General features: G+C 71.4%; 22 protein-coding genes. 9 read left to right on the forward strand and 13 right to left on the reverse strand.

Translation table 11 applies throughout. The annotated features are described in order from the left end of the window. Positions 1-28: 28 nt before the first annotated feature. Entirely contained in the window at positions 29-604 is a 576-nt protein-coding gene (locus ACL02U_RS31180) for a GNAT family N-acetyltransferase (protein WP_412794353.1), read from the forward strand. 22 nt (positions 605-626) lie between these two features. Here ACL02U_RS31180 and ACL02U_RS31185 read toward each other — a convergent pair whose 3' ends face one another. The 7 genes from ACL02U_RS31185 to ACL02U_RS31215 all read right to left on the reverse strand — a co-directional run bounded on the left by ACL02U_RS31185 (position 627) and on the right by ACL02U_RS31215 (position 9,121). Beyond that, the gene (locus ACL02U_RS31185) at positions 627-2,219 is read right to left on the reverse strand and encodes a type IV secretory system conjugative DNA transfer family protein (protein WP_412794354.1); all 1,593 of its coding nucleotides are present in this window, start codon (positions 2,217-2,219) and stop codon (positions 627-629) included. A 19-nt stretch (positions 2,220-2,238) separates the two neighbouring features. Next, positions 2,239-3,660 carry an ATP-binding protein gene (locus ACL02U_RS31190; RefSeq protein WP_412794355.1) on the reverse strand — a complete coding sequence of 474 codons (1,422 nt, stop codon included), beginning with the start codon at positions 3,658-3,660 and terminating at the stop codon, positions 2,239-2,241. Between the two features lie 14 nt (positions 3,661-3,674). Next, positions 3,675-5,240: an SCO6880 family protein gene (locus tag ACL02U_RS31195; protein ID WP_412794356.1), complete on the reverse strand. Its 1,566-nt coding sequence runs from the start codon at positions 5,238-5,240 to the stop codon at positions 3,675-3,677. Continuing rightward, on the reverse strand, positions 5,237-6,574 hold the full coding sequence (locus ACL02U_RS31200; RefSeq protein ID WP_412794357.1) for a hypothetical protein: 1,338 nt from the start codon (positions 6,572-6,574) through the stop codon (positions 5,237-5,239). The genes ACL02U_RS31195 and ACL02U_RS31200 overlap by 4 nt, the downstream gene beginning before the upstream one ends. Further along, positions 6,564-7,409 (reverse strand): hypothetical protein, encoded by an 846-nt coding sequence (locus ACL02U_RS31205; RefSeq protein WP_412794358.1) that lies wholly within the window; start codon positions 7,407-7,409, stop codon positions 6,564-6,566. The genes ACL02U_RS31200 and ACL02U_RS31205 overlap by 11 nt, the downstream gene beginning before the upstream one ends. A 217-nt stretch (positions 7,410-7,626) precedes the next feature. Further along, the gene (locus ACL02U_RS31210) at positions 7,627-7,935 is read right to left on the reverse strand and encodes a hypothetical protein (protein WP_014673544.1); all 309 of its coding nucleotides are present in this window, start codon (positions 7,933-7,935) and stop codon (positions 7,627-7,629) included. Positions 7,936-8,464: 529 nt separating this feature from the next. Then, positions 8,465-9,121: a TetR/AcrR family transcriptional regulator gene (locus ACL02U_RS31215; protein ID WP_412794359.1), complete on the reverse strand. Its 657-nt coding sequence runs from the start codon at positions 9,119-9,121 to the stop codon at positions 8,465-8,467. Between the two features lie 71 nt (positions 9,122-9,192). Here ACL02U_RS31215 and ACL02U_RS31220 point away from each other — a divergent pair, with 71 nt between their 5' ends. The 3 genes from ACL02U_RS31220 to ACL02U_RS31230 all read left to right on the forward strand — a co-directional run bounded on the left by ACL02U_RS31220 (position 9,193) and on the right by ACL02U_RS31230 (position 12,442). Continuing rightward, entirely contained in the window at positions 9,193-10,113 is a 921-nt protein-coding gene (locus tag ACL02U_RS31220) for an oxidoreductase (protein ID WP_412794360.1), read from the forward strand. A 322-nt stretch (positions 10,114-10,435) separates the two neighbouring features. Then, positions 10,436-11,443, forward strand: a complete 1,008-nt coding sequence (locus tag ACL02U_RS31225; RefSeq protein ID WP_412794371.1) for an NlpC/P60 family protein — start codon at positions 10,436-10,438, stop codon at positions 11,441-11,443. Between the two features lie 276 nt (positions 11,444-11,719). Beyond that, positions 11,720-12,442: a phosphatase PAP2 family protein gene (locus ACL02U_RS31230; RefSeq protein WP_412794361.1), complete on the forward strand. Its 723-nt coding sequence runs from the start codon at positions 11,720-11,722 to the stop codon at positions 12,440-12,442. A 77-nt stretch (positions 12,443-12,519) separates the two neighbouring features. Here the strand turns inward: ACL02U_RS31230 and ACL02U_RS31235 are convergent, their stop codons facing one another. Beyond that, on the reverse strand, positions 12,520-14,142 hold the full coding sequence (locus tag ACL02U_RS31235; protein ID WP_412794362.1) for an FAD-binding oxidoreductase: 1,623 nt from the start codon (positions 14,140-14,142) through the stop codon (positions 12,520-12,522). Positions 14,143-14,377: 235 nt separating this feature from the next. After that, on the reverse strand, positions 14,378-14,560 hold the full coding sequence (locus ACL02U_RS31240; protein WP_412794363.1) for a hypothetical protein: 183 nt from the start codon (positions 14,558-14,560) through the stop codon (positions 14,378-14,380). Between the two features lie 131 nt (positions 14,561-14,691). On the opposite strand from ACL02U_RS31240, the gene ACL02U_RS31245 reads away from it, so the two are divergent. Both ACL02U_RS31245 and ACL02U_RS31250 read left to right on the forward strand, forming a co-directional pair. Continuing rightward, positions 14,692-15,555 carry a hypothetical protein gene (locus ACL02U_RS31245; protein ID WP_412794364.1) on the forward strand — a complete coding sequence of 288 codons (864 nt, stop codon included), beginning with the start codon at positions 14,692-14,694 and terminating at the stop codon, positions 15,553-15,555. 99 nt (positions 15,556-15,654) lie between these two features. Further along, positions 15,655-15,837 carry a hypothetical protein gene (locus ACL02U_RS31250; RefSeq protein ID WP_412794365.1) on the forward strand — a complete coding sequence of 61 codons (183 nt, stop codon included), beginning with the start codon at positions 15,655-15,657 and terminating at the stop codon, positions 15,835-15,837. 121 nt (positions 15,838-15,958) lie between these two features. Here the strand turns inward: ACL02U_RS31250 and ACL02U_RS31255 are convergent, their stop codons facing one another. Then, positions 15,959-16,369, reverse strand: a complete 411-nt coding sequence (locus tag ACL02U_RS31255) for a metal-sensitive transcriptional regulator (protein ID WP_412794366.1) — start codon at positions 16,367-16,369, stop codon at positions 15,959-15,961. 200 nt (positions 16,370-16,569) lie between these two features. On the opposite strand from ACL02U_RS31255, the gene ACL02U_RS31260 reads away from it, so the two are divergent. The 3 genes from ACL02U_RS31260 to ACL02U_RS31270 all read left to right on the forward strand — a co-directional run bounded on the left by ACL02U_RS31260 (position 16,570) and on the right by ACL02U_RS31270 (position 18,788). Then, positions 16,570-17,190: a DUF47 domain-containing protein gene (locus ACL02U_RS31260; protein WP_188289463.1), complete on the forward strand. Its 621-nt coding sequence runs from the start codon at positions 16,570-16,572 to the stop codon at positions 17,188-17,190. Positions 17,191-17,198: 8 nt separating this feature from the next. After that, positions 17,199-18,197, forward strand: a complete 999-nt coding sequence (locus ACL02U_RS31265) for an inorganic phosphate transporter (protein ID WP_412794367.1) — start codon at positions 17,199-17,201, stop codon at positions 18,195-18,197. 390 nt (positions 18,198-18,587) lie between these two features. Beyond that, the gene (locus ACL02U_RS31270; RefSeq protein WP_412794368.1) at positions 18,588-18,788 is read left to right on the forward strand and encodes a DUF5988 family protein; all 201 of its coding nucleotides are present in this window, start codon (positions 18,588-18,590) and stop codon (positions 18,786-18,788) included. A 157-nt stretch (positions 18,789-18,945) separates the two neighbouring features. On the opposite strand, the gene pstB is transcribed toward ACL02U_RS31270, so the two are convergent. The 3 genes from pstB to pstC are packed head-to-tail and all read right to left on the reverse strand — an operon-like array spanning position 18,946 to position 21,836. Then, complete coding sequence (pstB, locus tag ACL02U_RS31275) at positions 18,946-19,722, reverse strand: phosphate ABC transporter ATP-binding protein PstB (protein ID WP_412794369.1); 777 nt, start codon at positions 19,720-19,722, stop codon at positions 18,946-18,948. Positions 19,723-19,770: 48 nt separating this feature from the next. Next, positions 19,771-20,850: a phosphate ABC transporter permease PstA gene (gene pstA, locus ACL02U_RS31280; protein ID WP_412794370.1), complete on the reverse strand. Its 1,080-nt coding sequence runs from the start codon at positions 20,848-20,850 to the stop codon at positions 19,771-19,773. Further along, positions 20,847-21,836, reverse strand: coding sequence for a phosphate ABC transporter permease subunit PstC (pstC, locus tag ACL02U_RS31285; RefSeq protein ID WP_412794372.1), 990 nt, complete (start codon positions 21,834-21,836; stop codon positions 20,847-20,849). The genes pstA and pstC overlap by 4 nt, the downstream gene beginning before the upstream one ends. Positions 21,837-21,918 lie beyond the last annotated feature (82 nt).

Below are 21,918 nucleotides of genomic sequence, written 5' to 3' on the forward strand. Positions count from 1 at the left end.
ATTTCTGGATGCTGACTACTCTGCCGTCATGAGCTCTTCCACGGACTACGTCATCCGTCCCGTGCGCGCCGAGGAGTGGGCCGAGGTGAAACAGCTGCGGCTGGCCTCCCTGCGAGACCCGCTGGCACACCTCGCCTTCCTGGACACGTACGAGAAGGCCGCGGCCCGACCTGACTCCTACTGGCAGCAGCGCGCGGCCGGCGCCGGAGAAAGATCCCCCGACGCACGCCAGTTCGTGGCCGTGGCGGCCGACGGCGCGTGGATCGGGACCGCGACGGTGCTCGTCGAGGAGGCGGGCACCACGGACTGGGCCGGATTCCCCGTCGAGCAACGGCAGGGGCACGTCGTCGGAGTCTTCGTACACCCCCACCACCGGGGTACCGGCCTGACCGGAGCGCTCTTCGACGCGGCCGTCACCTGGTCGTGGAGGATCGGACTGGAACGGGTGCGGCTGATCGTCCACCAGGACAACGCCCGCGCCCTCGCCTTCTACCGCAAAGCGGGATTCGAGCCCAGCGGGGTGACGGTGCCGCTTCCGGGCTCCGGCGAATCCGAGCTGGAGTTCGTCCTCGCACCGGCCCGGCGGCCCGCCGAACCCGGCTGACCCCGTCGCACCGGCAACCGCGTCACACCGGCAACCCGTCCTGCGGCCAGCGGCTGCGGGCCTGCTCCCGCGACCGCAGCAGCACCAGCGTCGGCAGGCCCCGGTCCGCCCCGGTGGCCAGCAGCTCCGGGAGTCCGGGAAGCGGAGCCACGGCGGCGACATCGTCGAGCACCAGCGTCAGTGGTGGGTCGAGCCGACCGGAGGATGACCGTTCGGCCATGCGCCGGCCGCGCTCGACCACGTCGGAGAGGAGGGCCGTCAGGAGTGGCATCGAGCCGGGATTCGTCCTGGGGTCCTCGATGGATTCACCCACCACGTAAAGCGTGCCCCCCTCGTGCACGAAGGAATCCATGGCGAGCGCATCAGTTCGATTGGGTGTGCAGGACTCGCGGACGTTCACCGTGAACAGTGCCGACAGGGCGCGGCCGGCGAGCTCCTGGGCGATGTCCCGGCGTTCGGGGTGCGCGGTCAGCGCGGCCTCCAGCTCGCCCGCCGCACCGGAGACCGCCTTCGGGTGCGTACGCAGGATCCGTACGGCTTCCTGGACCTGAGTGCCCTGGGCCCAGCGGTGGACGTGCCGGACCGTGCGGCCGTCCACCGCGGCGGCGTGCAGACAGCACCGCAGGAGCGTTTCAGCGGTATCGGCCACCGCCTGGTCGAGACGGGCGGTCGGACGGACCGGGGCGAGCAGCGCGGCGGCCCGTCCCGCGGCGGTCTGCTTGTCCTCGCAGCCGGTGACCGGCGACCAGTGGAGGCGGGCCGGGGTCTCGCAGAGATGCGCCGGATCGTAGAGGTGGACGGGGCCCAGCTTGGCGCGGGCGTCCTTGGTGTCCTGCCAGAGAACCGGGTTCGAGGTGACGACGACGGCGGGGCCCTCGGCGTCCCGTACCGCCTGGGCCGCGGTCACCCGGCGGCCGTCCCGCGTGTCGACCACGACTCCCTCCCACCGTCCGGCGGCGCCCGCGCCGGCGAACAGCCGTGCGGGCCCCTCCGGCACCGGTGCGGCGCGCGGAGCCGGGACGTCCTCGTACACCGGAGCGGGAGTCCCCGAAGGCCCGGGCGCTCCCGAGGGCGCCGGCGCCGCCGGCCGAGCCGGTGCCTCCTGCACCGTCGGTTCGGGCCGCCCGCGTTCCGCCGGCTGCTCCGGCCGACCGGGGGCCGCCGGCGTCGCCTGCTGCCATGCCGCGATCCGTTCCGCCCGGCGTCTCGCCCGGCCCGTCCGCCAGCGGGCCAGCGTGCCCATCGCGAACACCGTCAGCACGAACAGCACCATCAACTGGCCCAGGAACAGGCCCCAGAACAGGCCGTACCCGGAGAGCTGCCGCTGCGGGGTGCCCGGCCAGGCGCCCGCCACGTCGTGCGGCTGCCCGATGAGGTGGCGCATCGCCAGGGGAGTACGGGTGAACGACACCCCGTCCGGCCAGGCGCCGTGCGCCAACCACCCGGACAGGCCGGTGGCCGTCCACACCAGCAGGGTCATGCCCAGGAGGAAGGCGAGTATCCCGACCAGCAGCCCGTCCGGGACGCCGCCGGGGCCGGAACCTCCCCGGCCCGGCCCTCTCCGGTCTCCCCAACCGTCCCGGTCGTGGCCCGCGCCCGGCGTCACCGGTCCCATGGCACCCCCTCCGCCTCGTCTAGGCCACCGTCGACTCGGACGAACCGCCCAGGTCGGCCAGGTGCTGCTCCATGAACGCCGCCGCCCGCTCCTCGGCCTCCCGCTCCGCGGCGTGCAGTGCGTCGTCCTGCCGGTCGCTGGAGGACTCGGTCATCGCCCGGTCGGTGAAGACGATCGGCCGCTCCGTCTCGGTGACGAGGTGCTTGACCACCTGGACGTTGCCGTTGACGTCCCACACCGCGATGCCCGGAGTGAGGGTCGGGATGATCTCCACGGCCCAGCGCGGCAGACCCAGCACCCGGCCCGTGGCCCGCGCCTCGTCGGCCTTCTGGGCGTAGACCGTCCTGGTCGACGCCATCTTCAGGATGGCCGCCGCCTCCTTCGCCGCGGCGCCGTCGACGACGTCGGACAGATGGTGGACCACCGCAACGAACGACAGGCCCAACCGCCGCCCGAACTTCAGCAGCCGCTGGAACAGCTGGGCCACGAACGGGCTGTTGATGATGTGCCAGGCCTCCTCGACCAGGAAGATCCGCTTCTTCCGGTCGGGGCGGATCCAGGTGTGCTCCAGCCACACACCGACGATCGCCATCAGGATCGGCATGGCGATGGAGTTCCGGTCGATGTGCGACAGGTCGAAGACGATCAGCGGCGCGTCCAGGTCGATGCCGACCGTCGTCGGGCCGTCGAACATGCCCCGCAGGTCGCCGTCGACCAGTCGGTCCAGGACCAGGGCGACGTCCAGGCCCCAGGCCCGCACGTCGTCTATGGCGACGTTCATCGCCTCCGCCGACTCCGGCTCGGGATGCCGGAGCTGCTCCACGATGTCGGTCAGGACCGGCTGCCGGTCGACGATCGTCTCGTTGACGAACGAGTGGGCGACCTTCAGCGCGAAACCCGAGCGCTCGTCCAGTCCGCGCCCCATCGCGACCTCGATGATGGTGCGCAGCAGCGCCAGCTGGCCCGTCGTGGTGATCGACGGGTCGAGCGGGTTGAGCCGGATCCCGTGGTCCAGCGCCGCCGTCGGGTCCAGCCGGATCGGCGTTATCCCCAGCTCCTGCGCGATCAGGTTCCACTCGCCCACCCCGTCCTCGCCCTGCGCGTCCAGCACGACGACCTGCCGGTCCCGGAAGCGGAGCTGACGCAGCACGTACGTCTTCTCCAGCGCGGACTTGCCGTTGCCGGACTCGCCGAGGACCAGCCAGTGCGGGGCGGGGAGCTGCTGCCCGTACAGCTGGAAGGGGTCGTAGACGTAGCCCTTGCCGGAGTACACCTCGCGGCCGATGATGACACCGGAGTCGCCGAGTCCGGGCGCGGCGGTGGGCAGGTAGACCGCCTGCGCCTGGCCCGTGGAGGTACGCACCGGCAGCCGGGTCGTCTCGACCTTCCCGAACAGGAAGGACGTGAAGGCGTCCGTCAGGACGGACAGCGGGTCCCGCATCAGCGCATCAGCCCCTACCTTCGGATTCCGGTGGCGAACGGGAGGGTGTTCACGAACGCACGGTGGTGCTCGCGGTCGCACCACTCCAGCTTCAGGTACGACTTTCCGGCCGAGGCCCTTATCGTCCGCTTGTCGCGGGCCAGCGCCTCCGGAGAACGGGAGGACACGGTGATGTAGCCGACGAGATTCACTCCGGCGGCGCCGCTCGCGAGGTCCTCGCCGCGCTGGTCGAGGCGGGAGTGGGCGGCCACGTCCCGGGGGTCGACCGTGCGGTTCAGCTTGGCGGCGCGGGAGGCCTCCGCCTCGTCGTTCGTCTTCTCGGTCAGCATGCGCTCGATCGCGACCTCGGTGGGTTCGAGGTCCATCGTCACGGCCACGGTGCGGATGACGTCCGGGGTGTGCACCAGCAGCGGTGCCAGGAAGTTCACCCCGACCGGGGTCATCGGCCACTCCTTCACCCAGGCCGTGGCGTGGCACCAGGGTGCGCGGGTCGCGGACTCGCGGGTCTTGGCCTGGAGGTAGGTCGGCTCCACGGCGTCCAGCTCGGCCGGCCAGGCGTTGCGCTGCGTCATCGCCTGGAGGTGGTCGATGGGGTGGTCCGGGTCGTACATGGAGTGGATGAGGGAGGCCAGCCGCCCCTGGCCGAGAGGCTGGCGCACCCGGATGTCCGCCTCCTGCAGCCGGGAGCAGATGTCGGTCAGCTCGCGGGCCATGACGACGGCGAGGCCCGCGTCCCGGTCGATCCCGTGCCGGCCCGCCCGGGACGACCGCACGCCCCGGGACATGGCGTGCGCCTCGGCGGCCAGCTCGCGGGTGTAGTGCATGCAGGCGACGAGGTAGGCGCGGTGCTGCTCGCTGCTGGTCGACACCATGGACTGCAACTCGTCGTAGGACCGCCGCAGCCACTGCGGCGACCTGTCGTCGCCGCGCATCGCGACGTCCTTGGCGTGTGCGTCGGGGTCGGCGGGCAGGGTCCGGGCGAGCATCTGCAGGCGGGTGACGAACCCGTCGCCGTTCGCCACGTGCTTGAGCAGCGTGCCGAACCGGTCGACGAGGGCCTCCTGGTCCTCGGAGTCGCGCAGGCCGACACCGGGGCCCTCGATCTCGATGGCTGCGGTGACGGTTCTGCGGTCGGCGTGCAGGAGAACCGCGATCTCGTCCGGGCCGAACGGCGCGGCCAGCCACCCGATCCGGCCGATGCCCGGCGGCGGGCCGACCTCGACCTCGCGTCCGTCGAGGCGGGTGCCGGCCTCCGCCGCCGCGGAACGGTAGCCGGCGCCGCGGCGCACGGTGCGGCGGTAGCTGCGGTTGATCTCGAACCACCTGTAGAACGTGCGCTGCTTGTACGGCACGTACACGATGGCGAGTCCGAGCAGCGGAAAGCCGGTGAGGGACACGATGCGCAGCGGGAGCACCGGAACGAGGAGCCCGCACATCATGCCGAGGAACGCGCCCACGATGATCAGCGCGATCTCGCCGGTCTCGCGGTTGCGGCCGACGATCGCGTTCGGCCGGGCGCGGCCGATCAGATATGAACGGCGGGGCGTGACCGGATGGGACACGTGGGACTCGGTCGTCAACGCCCTTCACCTCCCGTGCGTTTGGTGCTGCTGTTGCGGGTGTTGCCGGCATGGGGTGTGTTGACGCCGGTGCTGGAGCGGGGCGGGGGTGCGGCGGAGGGGACAGGTCCGCCGCCACCACCGTTCGAGGGGCGGGAGCTGTGCGCGGCGACACCGCCGGAGGCGGGGTTGGCCGGGCGGCCGGCGCCGCCGGCGGCGCCCTGCGATGCGCCCCCGTTGCTGTCCGCGCGGGAACTGTGCGTCTTGATGCCCTGGGCGACCAGCGAGGCCGGGGAGCTGATCACGGCGGCGGCCTTGCTCTCGGCGCCCTGCATGATGCGGTTGTTGCGGGAGTTGGCGATCTCGTCGCCGAAGCCGGGGACGAAGCGGTAGATCATGCCGCTGGCGAAGATGGCCAGCAGGATGATCGCCAGTCCGGAGACGACGGCGGCCAGGGAGTCCGGGCCGCCGTCCGTGCTGAGCGCGCCGGCGAGCCCCAGCACGATCACGATGACCGGCTTCACCAGGATCACCGCGATCATGATCCCGGCCCAGCGGCGGACGTGCCCCCACAGGTTCTTGTCGACCAGCCCCGAGTAGACGACGACACCGAGCAGCGCGCCGACGTACAGCAGTACCGCCCGCAGGAACAGCTCCAGGTACAGCACCCCGGCGGCGAGGATCGACACCAGCGACACCAGGATCAGCATGATCGGGCCACCGCCGATGCCGTTGCCCTTCGCCAGCGCCGCGGAGAACGTCCCGAAGAACGGGCCCGTCTGGTCCCCGGTCGCCGACGCCAGCACGTCACTGACACCGTCCGTCGCCGAGACGACCGTGTAGAGGATCAGCGGGGTGAACGCCGACGCCAGCACGGTGAGCCACAGGAAACCGACCGCCTCGCTGACCGCCGTCGTGAACGGCACCCCGCGCACGGCCCGCTTCGCGACCGCCAGCAGCCACAGCACCAGGGTGAGGATCGCCGACGCCGCGAAGACGATGGCGTACTGCTGGAGGAACTTCACGTTCGTGAAGTCGACGCTCGCCGTCTGGTTCACCGCTTCGCTGAGCTTGTCCACGGTCCAGGAAGCCGCCTCGGCACAGCCCTTGGCCAGGGAGGAGAGGGGGTCGAGGGTGTCGGTGGTGGACGGCGTGGTGAGGGAGCCGTCGTGGGCTTTGTTGCCTTGTTCGCAGTAGTCCTTGGCTGGGCCGACGATGAGGTCGCACCTGTCGTCGGATGCCGATGGCGACGGGGAGGGTGCCGCCACAGCTCGAGTCGCGAGCAGCAGGACTGCGGTCTGCGCAGATGTGAGAACGGCGGCGGCCTTGAGTCCGCGACGCGGGCTACCTGGCATAAGTGAACCCTCCGTACTCCTCGACGGCCTTGGCCATCTCGTCGGCGCTGGACGCCTTTTCATCACCGGGCACGGGTGCGGGCCCGTCCCGTTGGGAGAAGTTGTCGACCTTCCAGTCACCATCCGCCCAGCTCATCTGCAGCGTCATGGTGAACCAGTCGCTGGTGACCGGATTGGTCGAGTCCTCGCCTGCCGTGCCGTACAGCCCGGTGCACCAGACCTCCGCCGTTGCTTTGGCCCCGGAATAGTCCGTGAGCTTCGTACCGACGGGCACGGTGCGCGAGACGTACGTGTGACCGGCACTGGCATTGCCGTTTTCATCCAGTCCGAGCTTGCTCAGGAAGTCCTTGGAGTAGGCGTGACTGAACTTGTCCGCGAGCGCGGCCTGCTCGTCGGCCACGAAGACCTGCTGGATGATCCCCCTGCGTGCCGCAGGCTTGAGGATGTCGGCAGAGACGAGCACCACCGCATAGTTCGCCGCCGCGCTCTGCGCTCCCTGCTGGTTGTGGGCGAAGCCGGTCGGGATGCCCCCGGCCTTGGACCGGACCGGTTGGGTGCCGGTGGCCGCCGTTGCCGCCGTCTTCGGCTTGGCCCCGTCTCCGCCCCCGGAGGGCGAGTCGCCCCCGCCTCGGTTCGCGAAGGCGATGGCGGAGATGAGGAGGACCACCACGCCGACGACCACGACCATGCTCCGGGAGGACGAGCGGCCGTTGCGGCGGGCGCCGCCGTAGGGGTCGCCTTCGGGGAGGCGGATGCGGGTCTGCCCGGTGCCGCGGTAGCCGTCGGAGGTGCTGCGGGCGGGATCGCCGTAGGCGTGGTCGTCGCCGAGACTCATGCCGCGTACGCCCCCTCGACGTGGTGCGGAGACACGTGGGACCCGTAGGAGTACGACGGTAGTCGTGCTGGCGTCCGCGCGGGCGCGGTGTGGTGACTCGACATCAGGGAAACGCAACCTCAGCCGGTGGGCACGACGGGCGGGTGGAGTGGAGGGGACCGGTCGGGGGCGCGGCCGGGGAGGACGGTGGGGCGGGCAGCCGTGCGGCGGCGCGGGGTTACACGGCCATCCCGTAGACGATGGTGAACAGGGTGCCGAGGGAGCCGATGATGAAGACGCCCGTCAGGCCGGCGATGATGAGGCCCTTGCCCTGTTCCGCGCTGAACGTGTCGCGGAGTGCGGTGGCGCCGATGCGCTGTTTCGCTGCGCCCCAGACGGCGATGCCGAGACAGAGCAGGATGGCGACGGCCATCACGACCTCGATCATCACCTTGGCTTCGTTGCCCAGGCTGCCGAAGGGGCCCCAGTCCGGAGCGATCCCGCCGATGATCGTGTTGATGTCTCCCTTGTCGGCTGCAAAGAGCATGTAAGTCACCGCCCCTGTTGGGTAGTTCCGCAGCCCTCTGCGGGGTGCAGAGGTCAGCCTCATTGTCGCCGACAAATCCGCTGCCGCATGTCGACTTGGCGGCATTGTTTGGCAGGTTTCGCACGAACACCTTGTCACCGGATCGCTTCGGGCCCCAAGGGGGAGGCGATTCGGTGTATGACGGGTCGTATCGTCACTCTGTGTATCACGGCAGGTCACGCCGGGCAACGAGGCCTGAGGGCGTCCCGGCGAAACCTTCGGGTGGCTGGGTCGTTGAGTCTCTTCCGTGGTCGGGGCGGTGGTGGCGGCCGGTCGGGTGAGCGGGTGAGAGGGTGAGCGGGTGTCACGATTTTCGCACGGTGTCCGGCGCGCGCCAGGGGCGCAGCAGGGCGCAGCGGAGCGCGACGGGTCCGGTGCGGGTGCCGGGTGCATGCGGTGGGCGCCTGCGACGTACGGAGGGTGAGGTTCCGTCAGTCGGGCGGAGCGGTGCGCGGTCCGTGGTGCGGGTTTCGCTGCCCGCGGGCGGGGGTCAGCGGGGCGTGAGGCCGTGGAGCAGGTGGTGCACGTGTTCGTCCAGTCCGGACAGTGCCTCGTCGGGCGGCAGGGCGCAGGCGGCGACGAGGGCGGCGAGGCCGTGCAGGCTGGCGGCCATCACCGTGGTGATGCGCTCGGGGTCGCCGGGGACGATCTCGCCGCGCTCCTGCGCGTCCGCGACGAGGCGGGTGAGCGAGCCGATGGAGCGGTCGACGGCGGATGCGAACCGGTCGGAGGTGTCGGAGCCTTCCGAGATGTCGGAGTTGTCCGAGGTGTCGGAGCCGTCCGGGGTGTCGGGTTCGTGCTTGCGCGCGAACATCAACTCCAGCAGTTCGGGGTGGTCGATCGCGAACTGGAGGTAGGCCCGTGCCAGCCCGCTCATGCGTTGTTCGAGGGGCTGCTCGGGGGCGTCGGCGGTCTCGAGCGCGTTGATCAGCCGCTCGTAACCGGTGAGGGCGAGTTCGTCGAGCAGGGCCCGCTTGTCCTTGAAGTGCCGGCCCGGGGCGGCGTGGCTCACGCCGACGTCGCGGGCGAGTTCGCGCAGGGAGAGGGTGGCGGCGCCCTTCTCGCGGAGGGTCCGTTCGGCGCTCCTGAGTAGTGCGGCGCGCAGGTCTCCGTGGTGGTAAGGGCGGGGCGCGGGCATGTCGACCATCGTAACGCGATGTTGCCGGCGCCAGCATTGTTGTCGTTGACAGCATTGTTGTCGATGTCTACATTGGATGCATGGCTGATCTGAGGAAGAATCCGAGGGGCGGGTGGAACGCCGCCTCGCTGCCCGACCTCTCCGGTCGGACGGCGGTGGTCACCGGCGCCAACAGCGGCATCGGTTCCGTGACCGCGCAGGCGCTGGCGCGGGCGGGCGCGCATGTGGTGCTCGCGGTGCGCGACGAGGCGCGCGGCAGGGCCGCCGCGGCGCGGATGAGCGGCAGCACCGAGGTGCGCCGGCTGGACCTGGCCGACCTGGCTTCGGTGCGCGAGTTCGCATCGGCGTGGGACGGCCCGTTGAACCTGCTGGTCAACAACGCGGGCGTGATGATGCTGCCGCGGCAGCGGACGCGCGACGGCTTCGAGATGCAGTTCGGCACGAACCACCTCGGCCACTTCGCCCTGACCAACCTGCTGCTTCCGCAGGTGACCGACCGCGTGGTCACGGTCTCCTCCGGGGCCCACCGCTGGTCGGGCGCGGTGATCCACTTCGACGACCTCGACCTGGACGCCGACTACACCCCGCAGCGCGCCTACGCCCAGTCCAAACTGGCGAACCTCCTCTTCACGCTGGAACTCCAGCGCCGCCTCACCGAGTCCGGCTCGCCCGTCCGCGCCCTGGCCGCCCACCCGGGATACGCGGCCACGAACCTCCAGAGCCACACCGCCAACCCTGCGGCCCGGGTCTTCCTGAAGCTCGGCAACCGCCTGTTCGCCCAGTCCGACGAGGCCGGCGCGCTGCCGACGCTGTACGCCGCGGTGCGGGACCTGCCGGGGGCGAGCTACGTCGGCCCCGACGGCATGGGCGAGATGCGCGGAGCGCCGACGCTGGTCGGCCGCTCCCGGGCCGCGAGCGACCCGGAGGCGGCGCGCCGACTGTGGGAGGCGTCGGCGGAACTGACGGGCGTGGGCTTCCCGGCCGAGGCGAAGGCGGCCTGAACGAGCTCGCCCCCGCCCCCCGCGCCCCCGCCCCCCGCGCCCGCGTGCTCGCGTGCCGGGCCCGCGCGCCGGGCCCACGTGCCGGCCCGCCTTGTGCATTGCGCGTGCCGGGCGGCCCGCCCCGCGTGCCGCGGGTCTCGGGGGCGGCGGCTCGCGGAAGCCCGGCGCGGGAGGGGGGAGCGGTACGCCAACCCCTCACGGGGGACGATATTCGGCCAATGAGCCGCAGGACGCGCACCGCTGACGTGGGAGCAGTCCGCTTCGGGTAGGTCTCCGCCCATAAAATGTGCGCGGCTACGGACTCCTGGGCGGCGAGGTGCGGGTGACGGTGCGTAAGGCGTGGGTCGTGGGCATCGCTGCCGCCGGTGCGTGCGTGTCGTTCGTGATGCTGCTCGTCATCGGCGTGTACGTGATCGCCGGGAACCTCGTGGGCGGGGTGGGCGGCGGCGCCCGGTCGTTGGCCAAGGGTGCCGTTCCGGCGGCCTATCAGGCGCTGGTGCAGCAGTGGGGCAACCTCTGCCCCGCGCTGAACCCCGCGCTGCTCGCCGCCCAGCTCTACCAGGAGAGCGGATTCAACCCCAAGGCCAGGAGCCCCGCGAAGGCCCTCGGGATAGCGCAGTTCATCCCCGGCACCTGGGCCACGCACGGCATCGACGGGGACGGCGACGGCGACCGGGACGTGTGGGACCCGAAGGACGCCATCCCCTCGGCCGCCTCCTACGACTGCGAACTCGCCCGGTACGTCAGGGAGGTGCCGGGCAACGCCACGCACAACATGCTCGCCGCCTACAACGCGGGCGCGTACGCGGTCATCAGGTACGGGGGCGTGCCGCCGTACCGGGAGACGCAGGACTACGTGCGCACGATCACGACGCTGGAGAAGTCCTTCGCCGCCCCCGTCCACCGGGTGGACCCGTCCCGCCAGGCGGCCGGCGCCATCTACTTCGCCCAGAAGAAGCTCGGCACGCCCTACCTGTGGGGCGGCGACGGAACCCCCGAGCAGGGCGGGCGCTTCGACTGCTCCGGGCTGACGAAGGCCGCGTACGCGAGCGTGGGCATCACGTTGCCGCGCGTCGCGAACGACCAGTACAACGCCGGGCCGCATCCGGGTCGGTCCGAACTGCTCCCCGGCGACCTGGTGTTCTTCTCCGACGACCTGGGCGACTCGCGGGCCATCCACCACGTCGGCATCTACGTGGGCGGCGGATACATGATCGACGCGCCGCGGACCGGCGCCGTGATCCGGTTCGACCCCGTCGACACGCCCGACTACTTCGGCGCCACACGGGTCACCGCGGATGGCGCGAAAGCACTGCCCACAACGGTGTGAACGCCGTGAGCGGAGCGTGAAACACCCCCCTGAGCTGGGGGGATGTGTCTCTCTTCGATAACGTCTGCGTGATCATTCCGTGGAGTGCGGAACGTATCGGCGCGGGCCGTGCGTTCCTGTTGACGTAGCCGCGCGGGCGACGGAAGCGACCCGCCGACGACTGCCGGACGTCCGAACGACTCCCGGCACGGGACGTGAGCGGATCTACGACCACGGGGGTGGCAGCCGCGGCGCGCAGCAGCGCGCCGCCACGGACGACGAAGGGGCCGCAGCACCATGGCTGGACTCGCCGCATCCGGGTCGAACCCCGACGTCGACCTGCTCTACGACATCAACGGCCTGGCCAAGGACGCCCCGCACTGGTTCGACCGGGTGATGGAGTTCGTCGGCGAGTACGGACTGCTGCTCGCCGTGGTGCTGCTGGTGCTCGCCTGCTGGTGGTCCCTGCGGCGGCGCGCCGGCGACGCCGCCCCCGGCGTGGCCGCGCTCCTGTGGGCGCCGCTCGCGGCCGCCCTCGCGGTCGTGGTGAACGTGCCGATACGGGACTTCGTCGCCAGGCCCCGGCCGTTCCGCGACCACCCGGGACTGGACGTCCTCGTCTCCGGCAAGACCGACTACTCGTTCGTCAGCGACCACGCCGCCGTCACCATGGCCCTCGCGGTCGGACTGTTCGTGGCGCACCGCAGGTTCGGGCTCGTCGGGATAGGGCTGGCGCTGCTGGAAGGCTTCTGCCGCGTCTACATGGGCGTGCACTATCCGACGGACGTGGTGGGCGGGTTCGCGCTCGGCACCGCGGTGGCGCTGCTGCTGTCCCCGCTCGCCATGGCGCTGCTCACCCCGGTGGTGAGGACGGTCGGGCGGTCGCCCCGGGCCGGCCGGCTGGTGCGGAGCCGCAGCGCGGCCGGATCGTCCCGGACGGAGCCGGATCCGTCGGCCCGGGGGGCGCGGAGCGGGCGGGAGCGGCCTGTTGGAGCAGAGGAGCGGGACCTGGCCGCCTGAACCCGGCGGAGGGACCGGTCATCCCCGGGCCGCAGCGGAGCCCGAGGAGTGGTGGGGCCGGGGGAGCGTGCGGGTGCTCAAAGGGCCTGTGGGTAGTGGAAGAAGCGGTCCGGGTCGTACTGCTTCTTCAGCCGGGCCAGGCGGCTCGCCGCCGAACCGTAGTAGGCGGTGCGCCAGTCCCGCAGTGTGGGGTCGGTGTAGTTCTGGTACGCCGCTCCAGAGGCGTGCGGCCGCATCGCCCCGTGCGCCTGCGCCAGCCAGGACCGTGCCGCGGCACCGGACCTGCCCGCCTCCCAGGACGCGATGTACTGGGCCAGCATGCGCGAGCGGCGGTGCACGAAGGCGGTCGCGGTGGGGGAGACCCGGTTGACCGCGCCGCCCAGCGCGGTGAGCGTGACGCTGCCGCTCCCGGCGCCGACCGACCCGATGTGCGCGAGGAGCGTCTGCGTCCCGGCCGCGGAGAGCGAGCGGTCGAAGAAGTCGGAGCGGGCCGCGTACGTCTCCCGGTGCAGCCCACCCTGCGGGGAGTGGCCCGGTACGGTCCCGGGCAGGTGGCACCGGGCGTCGGTGGGGAACGAGGAGCAGCCGGCGTAGACCTCCATCGACTCCTCGTACGAACGGCGGCGCAGGAGGACCTCGGCCGCCGAGGCGCCGACCCGGTCCGCGAGCCGGTCGACGGCGTTCTTCAGCTCGCCGTAGCCGCCGAGGGAGAAGGCGGCGACGGACACGGTGGGGTTGCCGCCCGCGGCGTTCTCCAGGTGCAGCGAGGACCAGATCTCGTCGGGCTGGTCCGGCCCCCACTCCTGCCAGGCCCGCACCACCGCGGCCGCCCGCGACCAGGGCCAGGTCAGGTACGCCGTGACCGACCGGGGTGCCGGGTGGGTGCGGAACCGGAGCTCCGTGACGACGCCGAAGTTGCCGTTTCCGGCGCCGCGCAGCGCCCAGAAGAGGTCCGGGTGGTCGGTGGCGTCGGCGGTGATCTGCCGGCCGTCGGCCGTGATCAGGGTCGCCTGCGTGAGGCTGTCGCAGGTCAGCCCGTACGCCCGGGAGGTGACGCCGTGGCCGCCGCCGAGGGCGAGCCCGCTGACGCCGACCGTGGGGCAGGAGCCGGCGGGGATCGTGGTGCCCTTCGCGGCGAGCGCGCGGTACACGTCGATGAGTTTCGCGCCGGCGCCGACCACGGCGGTACCGCCGGAGGCGCGGACACCGTTCAGTTTCGAGACGTCGACGATCAGGCGGTCGTCGCCGGAGGACCAGCCGGCGTAGGAGTGCCCGCCGTTGCGGATGGCGACCGCGAGGCGGTGGGCGCGGGCGTAGGCGAGAGTGGTGCGGATGTCGTCGGCGTGCGCGACGTAGGCGACGGCCGCGGGTTTCAGACCGTCGAAGCGGGTGTTGTAGAGCCGGTGGGCGGTCCGCCAGTCGGCGTCGCCGGGCCGGACCAGGGAGCCGTCGAGGCCGTGGGCGAGCGCGGACCAGTCGGCGGGAGCCGAGGCGGAGGGACGCGAGGAAGCGGAGGAAGCGGGGGAAGAGGAGGGAGGGGACGCGGCGGCGGGCTCGGCCGCGGCGGAGCCCGCGGCCGGCGGCGAGGGCGCCTTGCCGCCGCCGGTGCCGCCGGCGTCCGCTCCCGCGTCGCAGGCGGCCGCCGCACCGAGGGTGGTGAGGCCTGCCGCGGTCACGCCGATGAATGTGCGCCGGTTCACGTGCGCCTCCCGTTTCCCGTCCGGCTGCCCTGGTCCTGTCTGGAGACGGCGCGGAAGGGGGCCGGGGTTCCACGAGCCGGGCCCTGTCCTCGTGCGGGAACCGTTGCGGGGAGCGGCGGGGCGGCGGCGGGGCGGCGGCAGGCGCCCGCCGTGCGGCCACACCACGCGGGCGTAGCGCCCCGGGCCGAGCGCGTGAGGTGCGGCCGCCGAGAGCGGGGCCGGTCCGCGGTCCCTCCTACCGGGTGTCCGCGGCGGTGGCCCGAGTGTGGCCTTCGGCGTCCGCTCGCGCGAGGCTTCTGGCGCGGCGGGCCGGGCCGCGCCAGCCGCAGGTGCAGCGGGCCAGGCAGAAGCGGCCCTGTTCGACGGTGGACGTGTGATGGTCCCGGCCGGGTGCGGCGGGACCGTCCTGCTCTGTCACGCCGACCACGCTACCCAGCAAGCGGGCGCGGGACTCCCGTCGGGGCCCGGCGGGTGCGTGACGGCGGGCACTCAGCCGTCGTTAACCGGTGCGGCGGGGGCCTTGACGGACGTACCGGGGGAAGGACGACGATGGCTCAGCGGCAGCGGTTCCAGCAGCGGACGCGGTGGCACGGTCGCGCCGGGTACGGTGCGCTCGCGGCAGGGCTCGCGATGTGCGGGTGCGCCGGCCTCGGCGGGTGCTCGGGCGGCGCGTCCGCCGCCCGGAGCGCCGAGCCGGCCGGCAGTCCGGTCGGCGCCCTGCGGCAGGCGGCCGACCGGCTGGTGGAAGCGGGGACCTCGAAGGCGAGTACGTCGATGGAGATGGCGGCCGGCGGCACCCGTGTCACCATCCGCGGGTCCGGCGTCTACGACTTCCGGCACAGGCTGGGGCGGCTGACGGTGGTGCTGCCCAGGGATCCCGCGGGCCGGAGCGAGCACCGGCCCATCACGGAACTGCTCGCTCCCGGCGCGCTGTTCATGAAGAACCGCGGGGCCGGCGTGCCCGCCGACAAGTGGGTGCGGGTGGACACCGCCGAGCTGTCCGACGGGAACCTGGTCACCGGCGGGGCCACCGATCCGTACGCCGCCGCCGAGGTGCTGCGCGGCACCCGCTCGGCGACGTATGTCGGGCGCGGCGAGGTGGCCGGCATCGAGGTGCTGCACTACCGCGGCACCGCCGACCTGGCGGCGGCGGCGGAGCAGGCGTCCGGGGCCGGGAGGAAACCGCTGGAAGCGGCGGCGAAGGGGTTCGCGACGGCTATGGTGCCGTTCGACGCGTACCTCGACGAGCAGGGCCGGGTCCGGAAGCTGCGGCACCGGTTCAGCTTCGTCAACGGACGGCAGAGGAAGCCCGTGGCGGTCGCCTCCACCATGCTGCTCTTCGACTTCGGGGTACGGGTGGAAGTGCCCCTGCCGGACCGCGCGGACATCTACGAGGGGAAGATCGCCGAGTAGGCGGGCGGCGGCGGGCGGCGAGAACTAGCCCTTCCGTGCCATGCGCGGTGCGTAGGCCGTTTCCTACCCTAGGAAGCCGGTGACGGCGGAGATGAGGTGATGCACATGGCTCCGGTAGGCGGTACGGCAGTCCAGGACCACGTCGCTCTCGCCGAGATCGAGCTCTGCGGTGAACTCATCATCGCGGCCTCCGCCGCGTCCGGTGACCGGCTGAGCCTGGAGAGCATCGACGAGGTGCTGCGGGTCGCCGAGGAGAGGGGCGGCTCCGGCGCCGGTGGCTGAGCGGGCCCGGCGGCCGAGCGGCCGTGGCCTCCGGCAGGCGGCCGACCGCCTTCATGGCCCCCGCTAGACGGCCGACCGCCTTCGTGCCCCCGGTAGACGGCCGACCCCCGCGTGGCCTCCGTCACGTGCGCAGCAGGCGGCCGATCGCCTTCGTGGCCTCCTCCACCTTCGCGTCGACCTCCTCGCCGCCCTTGCGGGCCGCGTCGGCGACGCAGTGGCGCAGGTGCTCCTCCAGCAGTTGCAGGGCGAAGGACTGCAGGCCCTTGGTGGAGGCGGAGACCTGGGTGAGTACGTCGATGCAGTACACGTCCTCTTCGACCATCCGCTGCAGTCCGCGGATCTGGCCCTCGATGCGGCGCAGGCGTTTGAGGTGCTCGGCCTTCTGCTCGTGGTACCCGTACACCTCGTGCCCGTCCCCGTGCTCGTGGTGGGCGTCGGGCGCCACCGCGGCCCCGGCGGTGCCGGCCGACCCGGTCGCTCCGGTCTCCGCGGGGTCGGAGGGCGCACTCGCGCCGGCCTCGGTGGTCGTCATCGCGTCCTCCCGGTGAGCGGAAATCGGGCATATACCCCTGGCGGGTATATAGTAACGAAGTTTGCCGCAGAGAAGGGTCGTCGGCCCCCGTGCCGATCAGCGTGCCCCATGGGCGACACTGGGGGACGGCCCGTTAGCCGTGGCCGGATGATGCGCCTAGCATCAGCCAGACCGAAACCGATGCATCCCGAGGACCCCACGTGCGCTTCCGTCTGACCCCCAGGGAGACGAGCTTTTACGACATGTTCGCCGCGTCCGCGGACAACATCGTCACCGGCTCGAAACTCCTGATGGAACTGCTCGGGGCGGACACCTCCGCCCGGGCCGAGATCGCGGAGCGCATGAGGGCCGCGGAGCATGCCGGTGACGACGCCACCCATGCCATCTTCCACCAGCTCAACTCCTCCTTCATCACGCCGTTCGACCGCGAGGACATCTACTCCCTCGCCTCGTCCCTCGACGACATCATGGACTTCATGGAGGAGGCCGTCGACCTGGTCGTCCTCTACAACGTCGAGGAACTGCCCAAGGGAGTCGAGCAGCAGATCGAGGTGCTGGCCCGCGCGGCCGAGCTGACCGCCGAGGCCATGCCGAACCTGCGCACCATGGACAACCTCACCGAGTACTGGATCGAGGTCAACCGGCTGGAGAACCAGGCCGACCAGATCCACCGCAAACTGCTCGCCCACCTCTTCAACGGCAAGTACGACGCCATCGAGGTGCTCAAGCTGAAGCAGATCGTGGATGTCCTCGAGGAAGCCGCCGACGCCTTCGAGCACGTGGCCAACACGGTGGAGACCATCGCGGTCAAGGAGTCCTGAACCCTTCCATGGACACCTTCGCGCTGGTCGCGACCGTCGGGGTCGCGCTCTTCTTCACGTACACCAACGGGTTCCACGACTCGGCCAACGCCATCGCCACCTCCGTCTCGACGCGGGCCCTCACGCCGCGCGCGGCGCTGCTGATGGCGGCCGTGATGAACCTGGCGGGTGCCTTCCTCGGCAGCGGCGTCGCCGAAACGGTCAGCAAGGGGCTCATCCAGACGCCCGAGGGCGGCAAGGGCATGGGGATCCTGTTCGCCGCGCTCATCGGCGCGATCCTGTGGAATCTGCTGACCTGGTACCTCGGGCTTCCCTCCTCCTCCTCGCACGCGCTGTTCGGCGGGCTCGTCGGCGCTGCGCTGGCCGGTGGGACCGGGGTCATCTGGTCCGGCGTGCTCGACAAGGTCGTCATCCCGATGGTGGTCTCGCCGATCGTCGGCCTGATCGTCGGCTACCTGGTCATGTGCGCCATCCTGTGGATCTTCCGGCGGTCCAACCCGCACAAGGCCAAACGGGGCTTCCGCATAGCGCAGACGGTGTCGGCGGCCGGCATGGCGCTCGGGCACGGCCTCCAGGACGCCCAGAAGACCATGGGTGTCGTGGTGATGGCCCTCGTCGTCGCCGACGTGCAGAGCAGCGACGCCCCGATCCCGCTGTGGGTGAAGGTCGTCAGCGCCGTGATGATGTCGCTCGGCACCTACGCGGGCGGCTGGCGCATCATGCGCACCCTGGGCCGGAAGATCATCGAGCTGGACCCGCCGCAGGGCTTCGCCGCCGAGGCCACCGGCGCCTCGATCATGTTCACCACGGCCTTCCTGTTCAAGGCGCCGATCTCCACGACCCATGTCATCACCTCGGCCATCATGGGTGTCGGTGCGACGAAGCGGCTGAACGCGGTGCGCTGGGGCGTCGCCAAGAACATCGTGCTGGGCTGGTTCATCACCATGCCCGCGGCGGCGGTCGTGGCGGCCGCCTGCTTCTGGATCGTGAACCTGGTGTTCCTCTAGAACCCGTCCGGCCGATCACGCCGATCACGCCGATCACGCCGATCACGCCGATCACGCCGATCACGCCGATCACGCCGCGCGCGCCGCGCGCGCCGGGCTCTCCACGCCCGTCTGCGGCGTCGCCGTCGGTCGCCGGCGCTCCCCGTCGGTCGCCGACACCCCCCGTCGGTCGCCGGCGCTCCCCGGCGGTCGCCGGCACTCCCCCGTATCGACGCCCTCCTCCGCGTCGAAGCCCTCCCCCGAGCCTCGCAGCCGCACGCGCCGAGCCCCGCTCACCGGTGTCCGCGAAGAACCGCGGTCTCCCCGCGACCTGATCCGCCGGACAGGCCCCGGGGGCCGGCCGCACCCCGTTCGGGATGCGGTCCGCTGTGCCTTGACAACACTGGACATATGACTGCCAAGGCACTTCTCGAAGGTGGGCCGGACGACCTGGCGGGCACGCTCGTGCCGGTCGTACCGCCCGGACAAGAGCTGAAGATCCCGCATCGCGGCGGCTACGAGCACTACCGGGTCACCGCACGCCACCAGGACCGCGAAGAAGGGCGGGTGACCGTCTACCGCTGGTGGGAACGCACCGAGGTCGCCGAATAGCCGCCACCGGCCGGCGGCCCCGGATCCGTCACCGGCGCGACGAGCCGCGGCGCCGACGGGCTAGGGCCCGCTCTCCGGGAGCCGGAGAGCGGGCCCTTCCTGTCCTCGCGGTGGCACCGCCATGCAGCACCGCGAGGCGTTCTGACCGGGGCCCGGCTCAGCCGAACCGGCCCGAGATGTAGTCCTCCGTCGCCTGGACGGAGGGGTTGGAGAAGATGCGCTCGGTGTCGTCTATCTCGATCAGCCGGCCGGGCTGCCCGACGGCGGCGAGGTTGAAGAAGGCCGTGCGGTCGGAGACGCGGGCGGCCTGCTGCATGTTGTGCGTCACGATGACGATCGTGAAGCGCTCCTTCAGCTCGCCGATCAGGTCCTCGATGGCGAGGGTGGAGATGGGGTCCAGCGCGGAGCAGGGCTCGTCCATCAGCAGGACGTCCGGCTCCACGGCGATCGCCCGGGCGATGCACAGGCGCTGCTGCTGCCCGCCGGACAGGCCCGCGCCGGGCTTGCCGAGGCGGTCCTTGACCTCGTTCCAGAGGTTCGCGCCCTGGAGGGACTTCTCGACGATGTCGTTGAGCTCGCTCTTGCGGTAGCTGCCGTTCAGCCGCAGGCCGGCCGCCACGTTGTCGAAGATCGACATGGTGGGGAACGGGTTCGGGCGCTGGAAGACCATACCGACCGTGCGCCGCACCGCGACGGGGTCGACACCGGACCCGTACAGGTCCTGGTCGTCCAGGAGGACCTTGCCCTCCACCCGGCCGCCGGAGGTGACCTCGTGCATGCGGTTGAGGGTGCGCAGGAAGGTGGACTTGCCGCAGCCGGACGGGCCGATGAAGGCCGTCACGGAGCGGGACTCCACGGTCATCGAGATGTCCTCGATCGCCTTGTGGGTGCCGTAGTAGGCGGTCAGGCCGCTGACGTCGATTCGCTTCGCCATGGTTACTGCTTCACTTCCAGGAAGTCTGTTCGGTCGCTGGTGGTCGCGTCAGCGACCGGTCTTGGGGGCCTTCCAGCGGGCGATGCCGCGGGCCACCAGGTTGAGGATCATCACGAAGGCGATCAGGACGAGCGCTGCGCCCCAGGCCCGGTCGTAGGACTGCTCGGTGCCGAGAACGTACTGCTCGTAGATGAAGAACGGCAGCGACGACTGCGGCCCGTTGAACGGGTCGTTGTTGATCAGCTGGTTGCCGAACACGAGCAGCAGGATCGGAGCGGTCTCACCGGCGATGCGGGCCACGGCCAGCATGATGCCGGTGGTGATGCCGCCCAGCGCGGTGGGCAGGACCACCTTGAGGATGGTGCGCCACTTCGGCACGCCGAGCGCCAGGGACGCCTCGCGCAACTCGTTCGGGACGAGCTTCAGCATCTCCTCGGTGGAACGCACGACGACCGGCAGCATCAGGATGACCAGGGCCAGCGAGCCGGCGAACCCGGAGTAGGAGAACCCGAGCACCAGGATCCAGAAGGCCAGGATGAACAGACCGGAGACGATCGACGGGATGCCCGTCATCACGTCGACGAAGAACGTGACCGCGAGGGCCAGCTTGCCGCTGCCGTACTCGACCAGGTAGATCGCGGTGAGCACGCCGATCGGCACGGCGATCAGGGAGGCCAGGCCGACCTGCTCCAGCGTGCCGATGATGGCGTGGTAGACGCCGCCGCCCTCGTCGCCGGAGAGCACACCGGCCATCGAGTGGGTCAGGAAGTGCCCGTCGACCATCTTGACGCCCTTGGCGACGGTCGTCTCGATCAGCGAGTACAGCGGTACGACGGCGATGATGAAGCAGGCCCACATGAGGCTGGTCGCCACACGGTCCTTCGCCTGGCGCCGGTCCTCCAGCACCGCGGTGGTGCCGTAGGTGCCGAGGACGAACAGCACCAGTGCGATCAGCCCCCACTGCAGGTGGCTGGACAGGTCGCAGACCGTGCCGACGAGGACGCCGAGCACGGCGGAGGCGACCGCGATCGCCGGCAGCGCCCAACGCGGCATGCGGCGGTGCGCCAGCGCGTTGCCCGGGGTGCGGGCGTCCGAGGTCGGGCGCCGGTGGGTGACGGTGTGGCTCATGCGTTGGCCCCCGAGTACTCCTTGCGGCGGGCGATGATCAGCCGGGCCGCGCCGTTGACCACCAGGGTGATCACGAAGAGCACCAGACCGGAGGCGATCAGGGCGTCCCGGCCGAGCTTCGTGGCCTCACCGAAGTGTGAGGCGATGTTCGCGGCGAAGGTACCGCCGCCCGGGTCGAGCAGGTGTGCGCTCAGCACGTCGGAGGAGGACAGCACGGTGGCCACGGCCATCGTCTCGCCCAGTGCGCGGCCCAGGCCCAGCATGGACGCGCTGATGATCCCGGAGCGTGCGAACGGCAGCACCGCGACGCGGATGGTCTCCCAGCGGGTGGCGCCGAGGGCCAGGGCGGCCTCCTCGTGGGCCTGCGGGACCTGGCGGACGACCTCGCGGGAGACGTTGGTGATGATCGGGAGGATCATGATGGCCAGCAGGATGCCCACGGTGAACAGGGTCCGGGGGGCGGTACCGGGGTTGGTCTGGTCGAAGACGACCGTCCAGCCCAGGTAGGTGTCCAGCCAGGAGGTCAGCCCCTCCAGGTGCGGCACCAGGAACAGCGCGCCCCACAGGCCGTAGACGATGCTGGGCACGGCGGCGAGCAGGTCGATCACGTAGGCGATCGGGGTGCCCAGCCGGCGCGGCGCGTAGTGCGTGATGAACAGTGCGATACCGACCGCGATGGGCACCGCGATGACCATCGCGATGACCGAGCTGACCAGGGTGCCGTAGAGCAGGACGGCGATGCCGAAGACCGGCGGGTTGGCGTTGGCGTCCCACTCGAAGCTGGTCAGGAAGTTGCCGTGGTCCTTCGAGATGGCGTCCACGGCGCGGACCGTGAGGAAGGCCGCGATGGCGGCCATGATCACGAGAAGCAGGATTCCGGAACCCCGGGACAGGCCCGAGAAGACACGGTCACCGAGTCGGGTGACCGGTCCGGCTCCCCTTCCGGCGGGGGGCGCGGGTGGTGGCGTTTCTACGGTTATTCCCATGTCCTTCTCCGGTCTGGATGGGGGATCGCTCCCCCGGCGGCGGTGCACCGGATGGGTGGTGACGCCGGTCCGGGGGCAGGGG

Origin of the sequence: Streptomyces sp. MS06, assembly GCF_047200655.1 — a bacterium.
Lineage (GTDB): Bacteria > Actinomycetota > Actinomycetes > Streptomycetales > Streptomycetaceae > Streptomyces.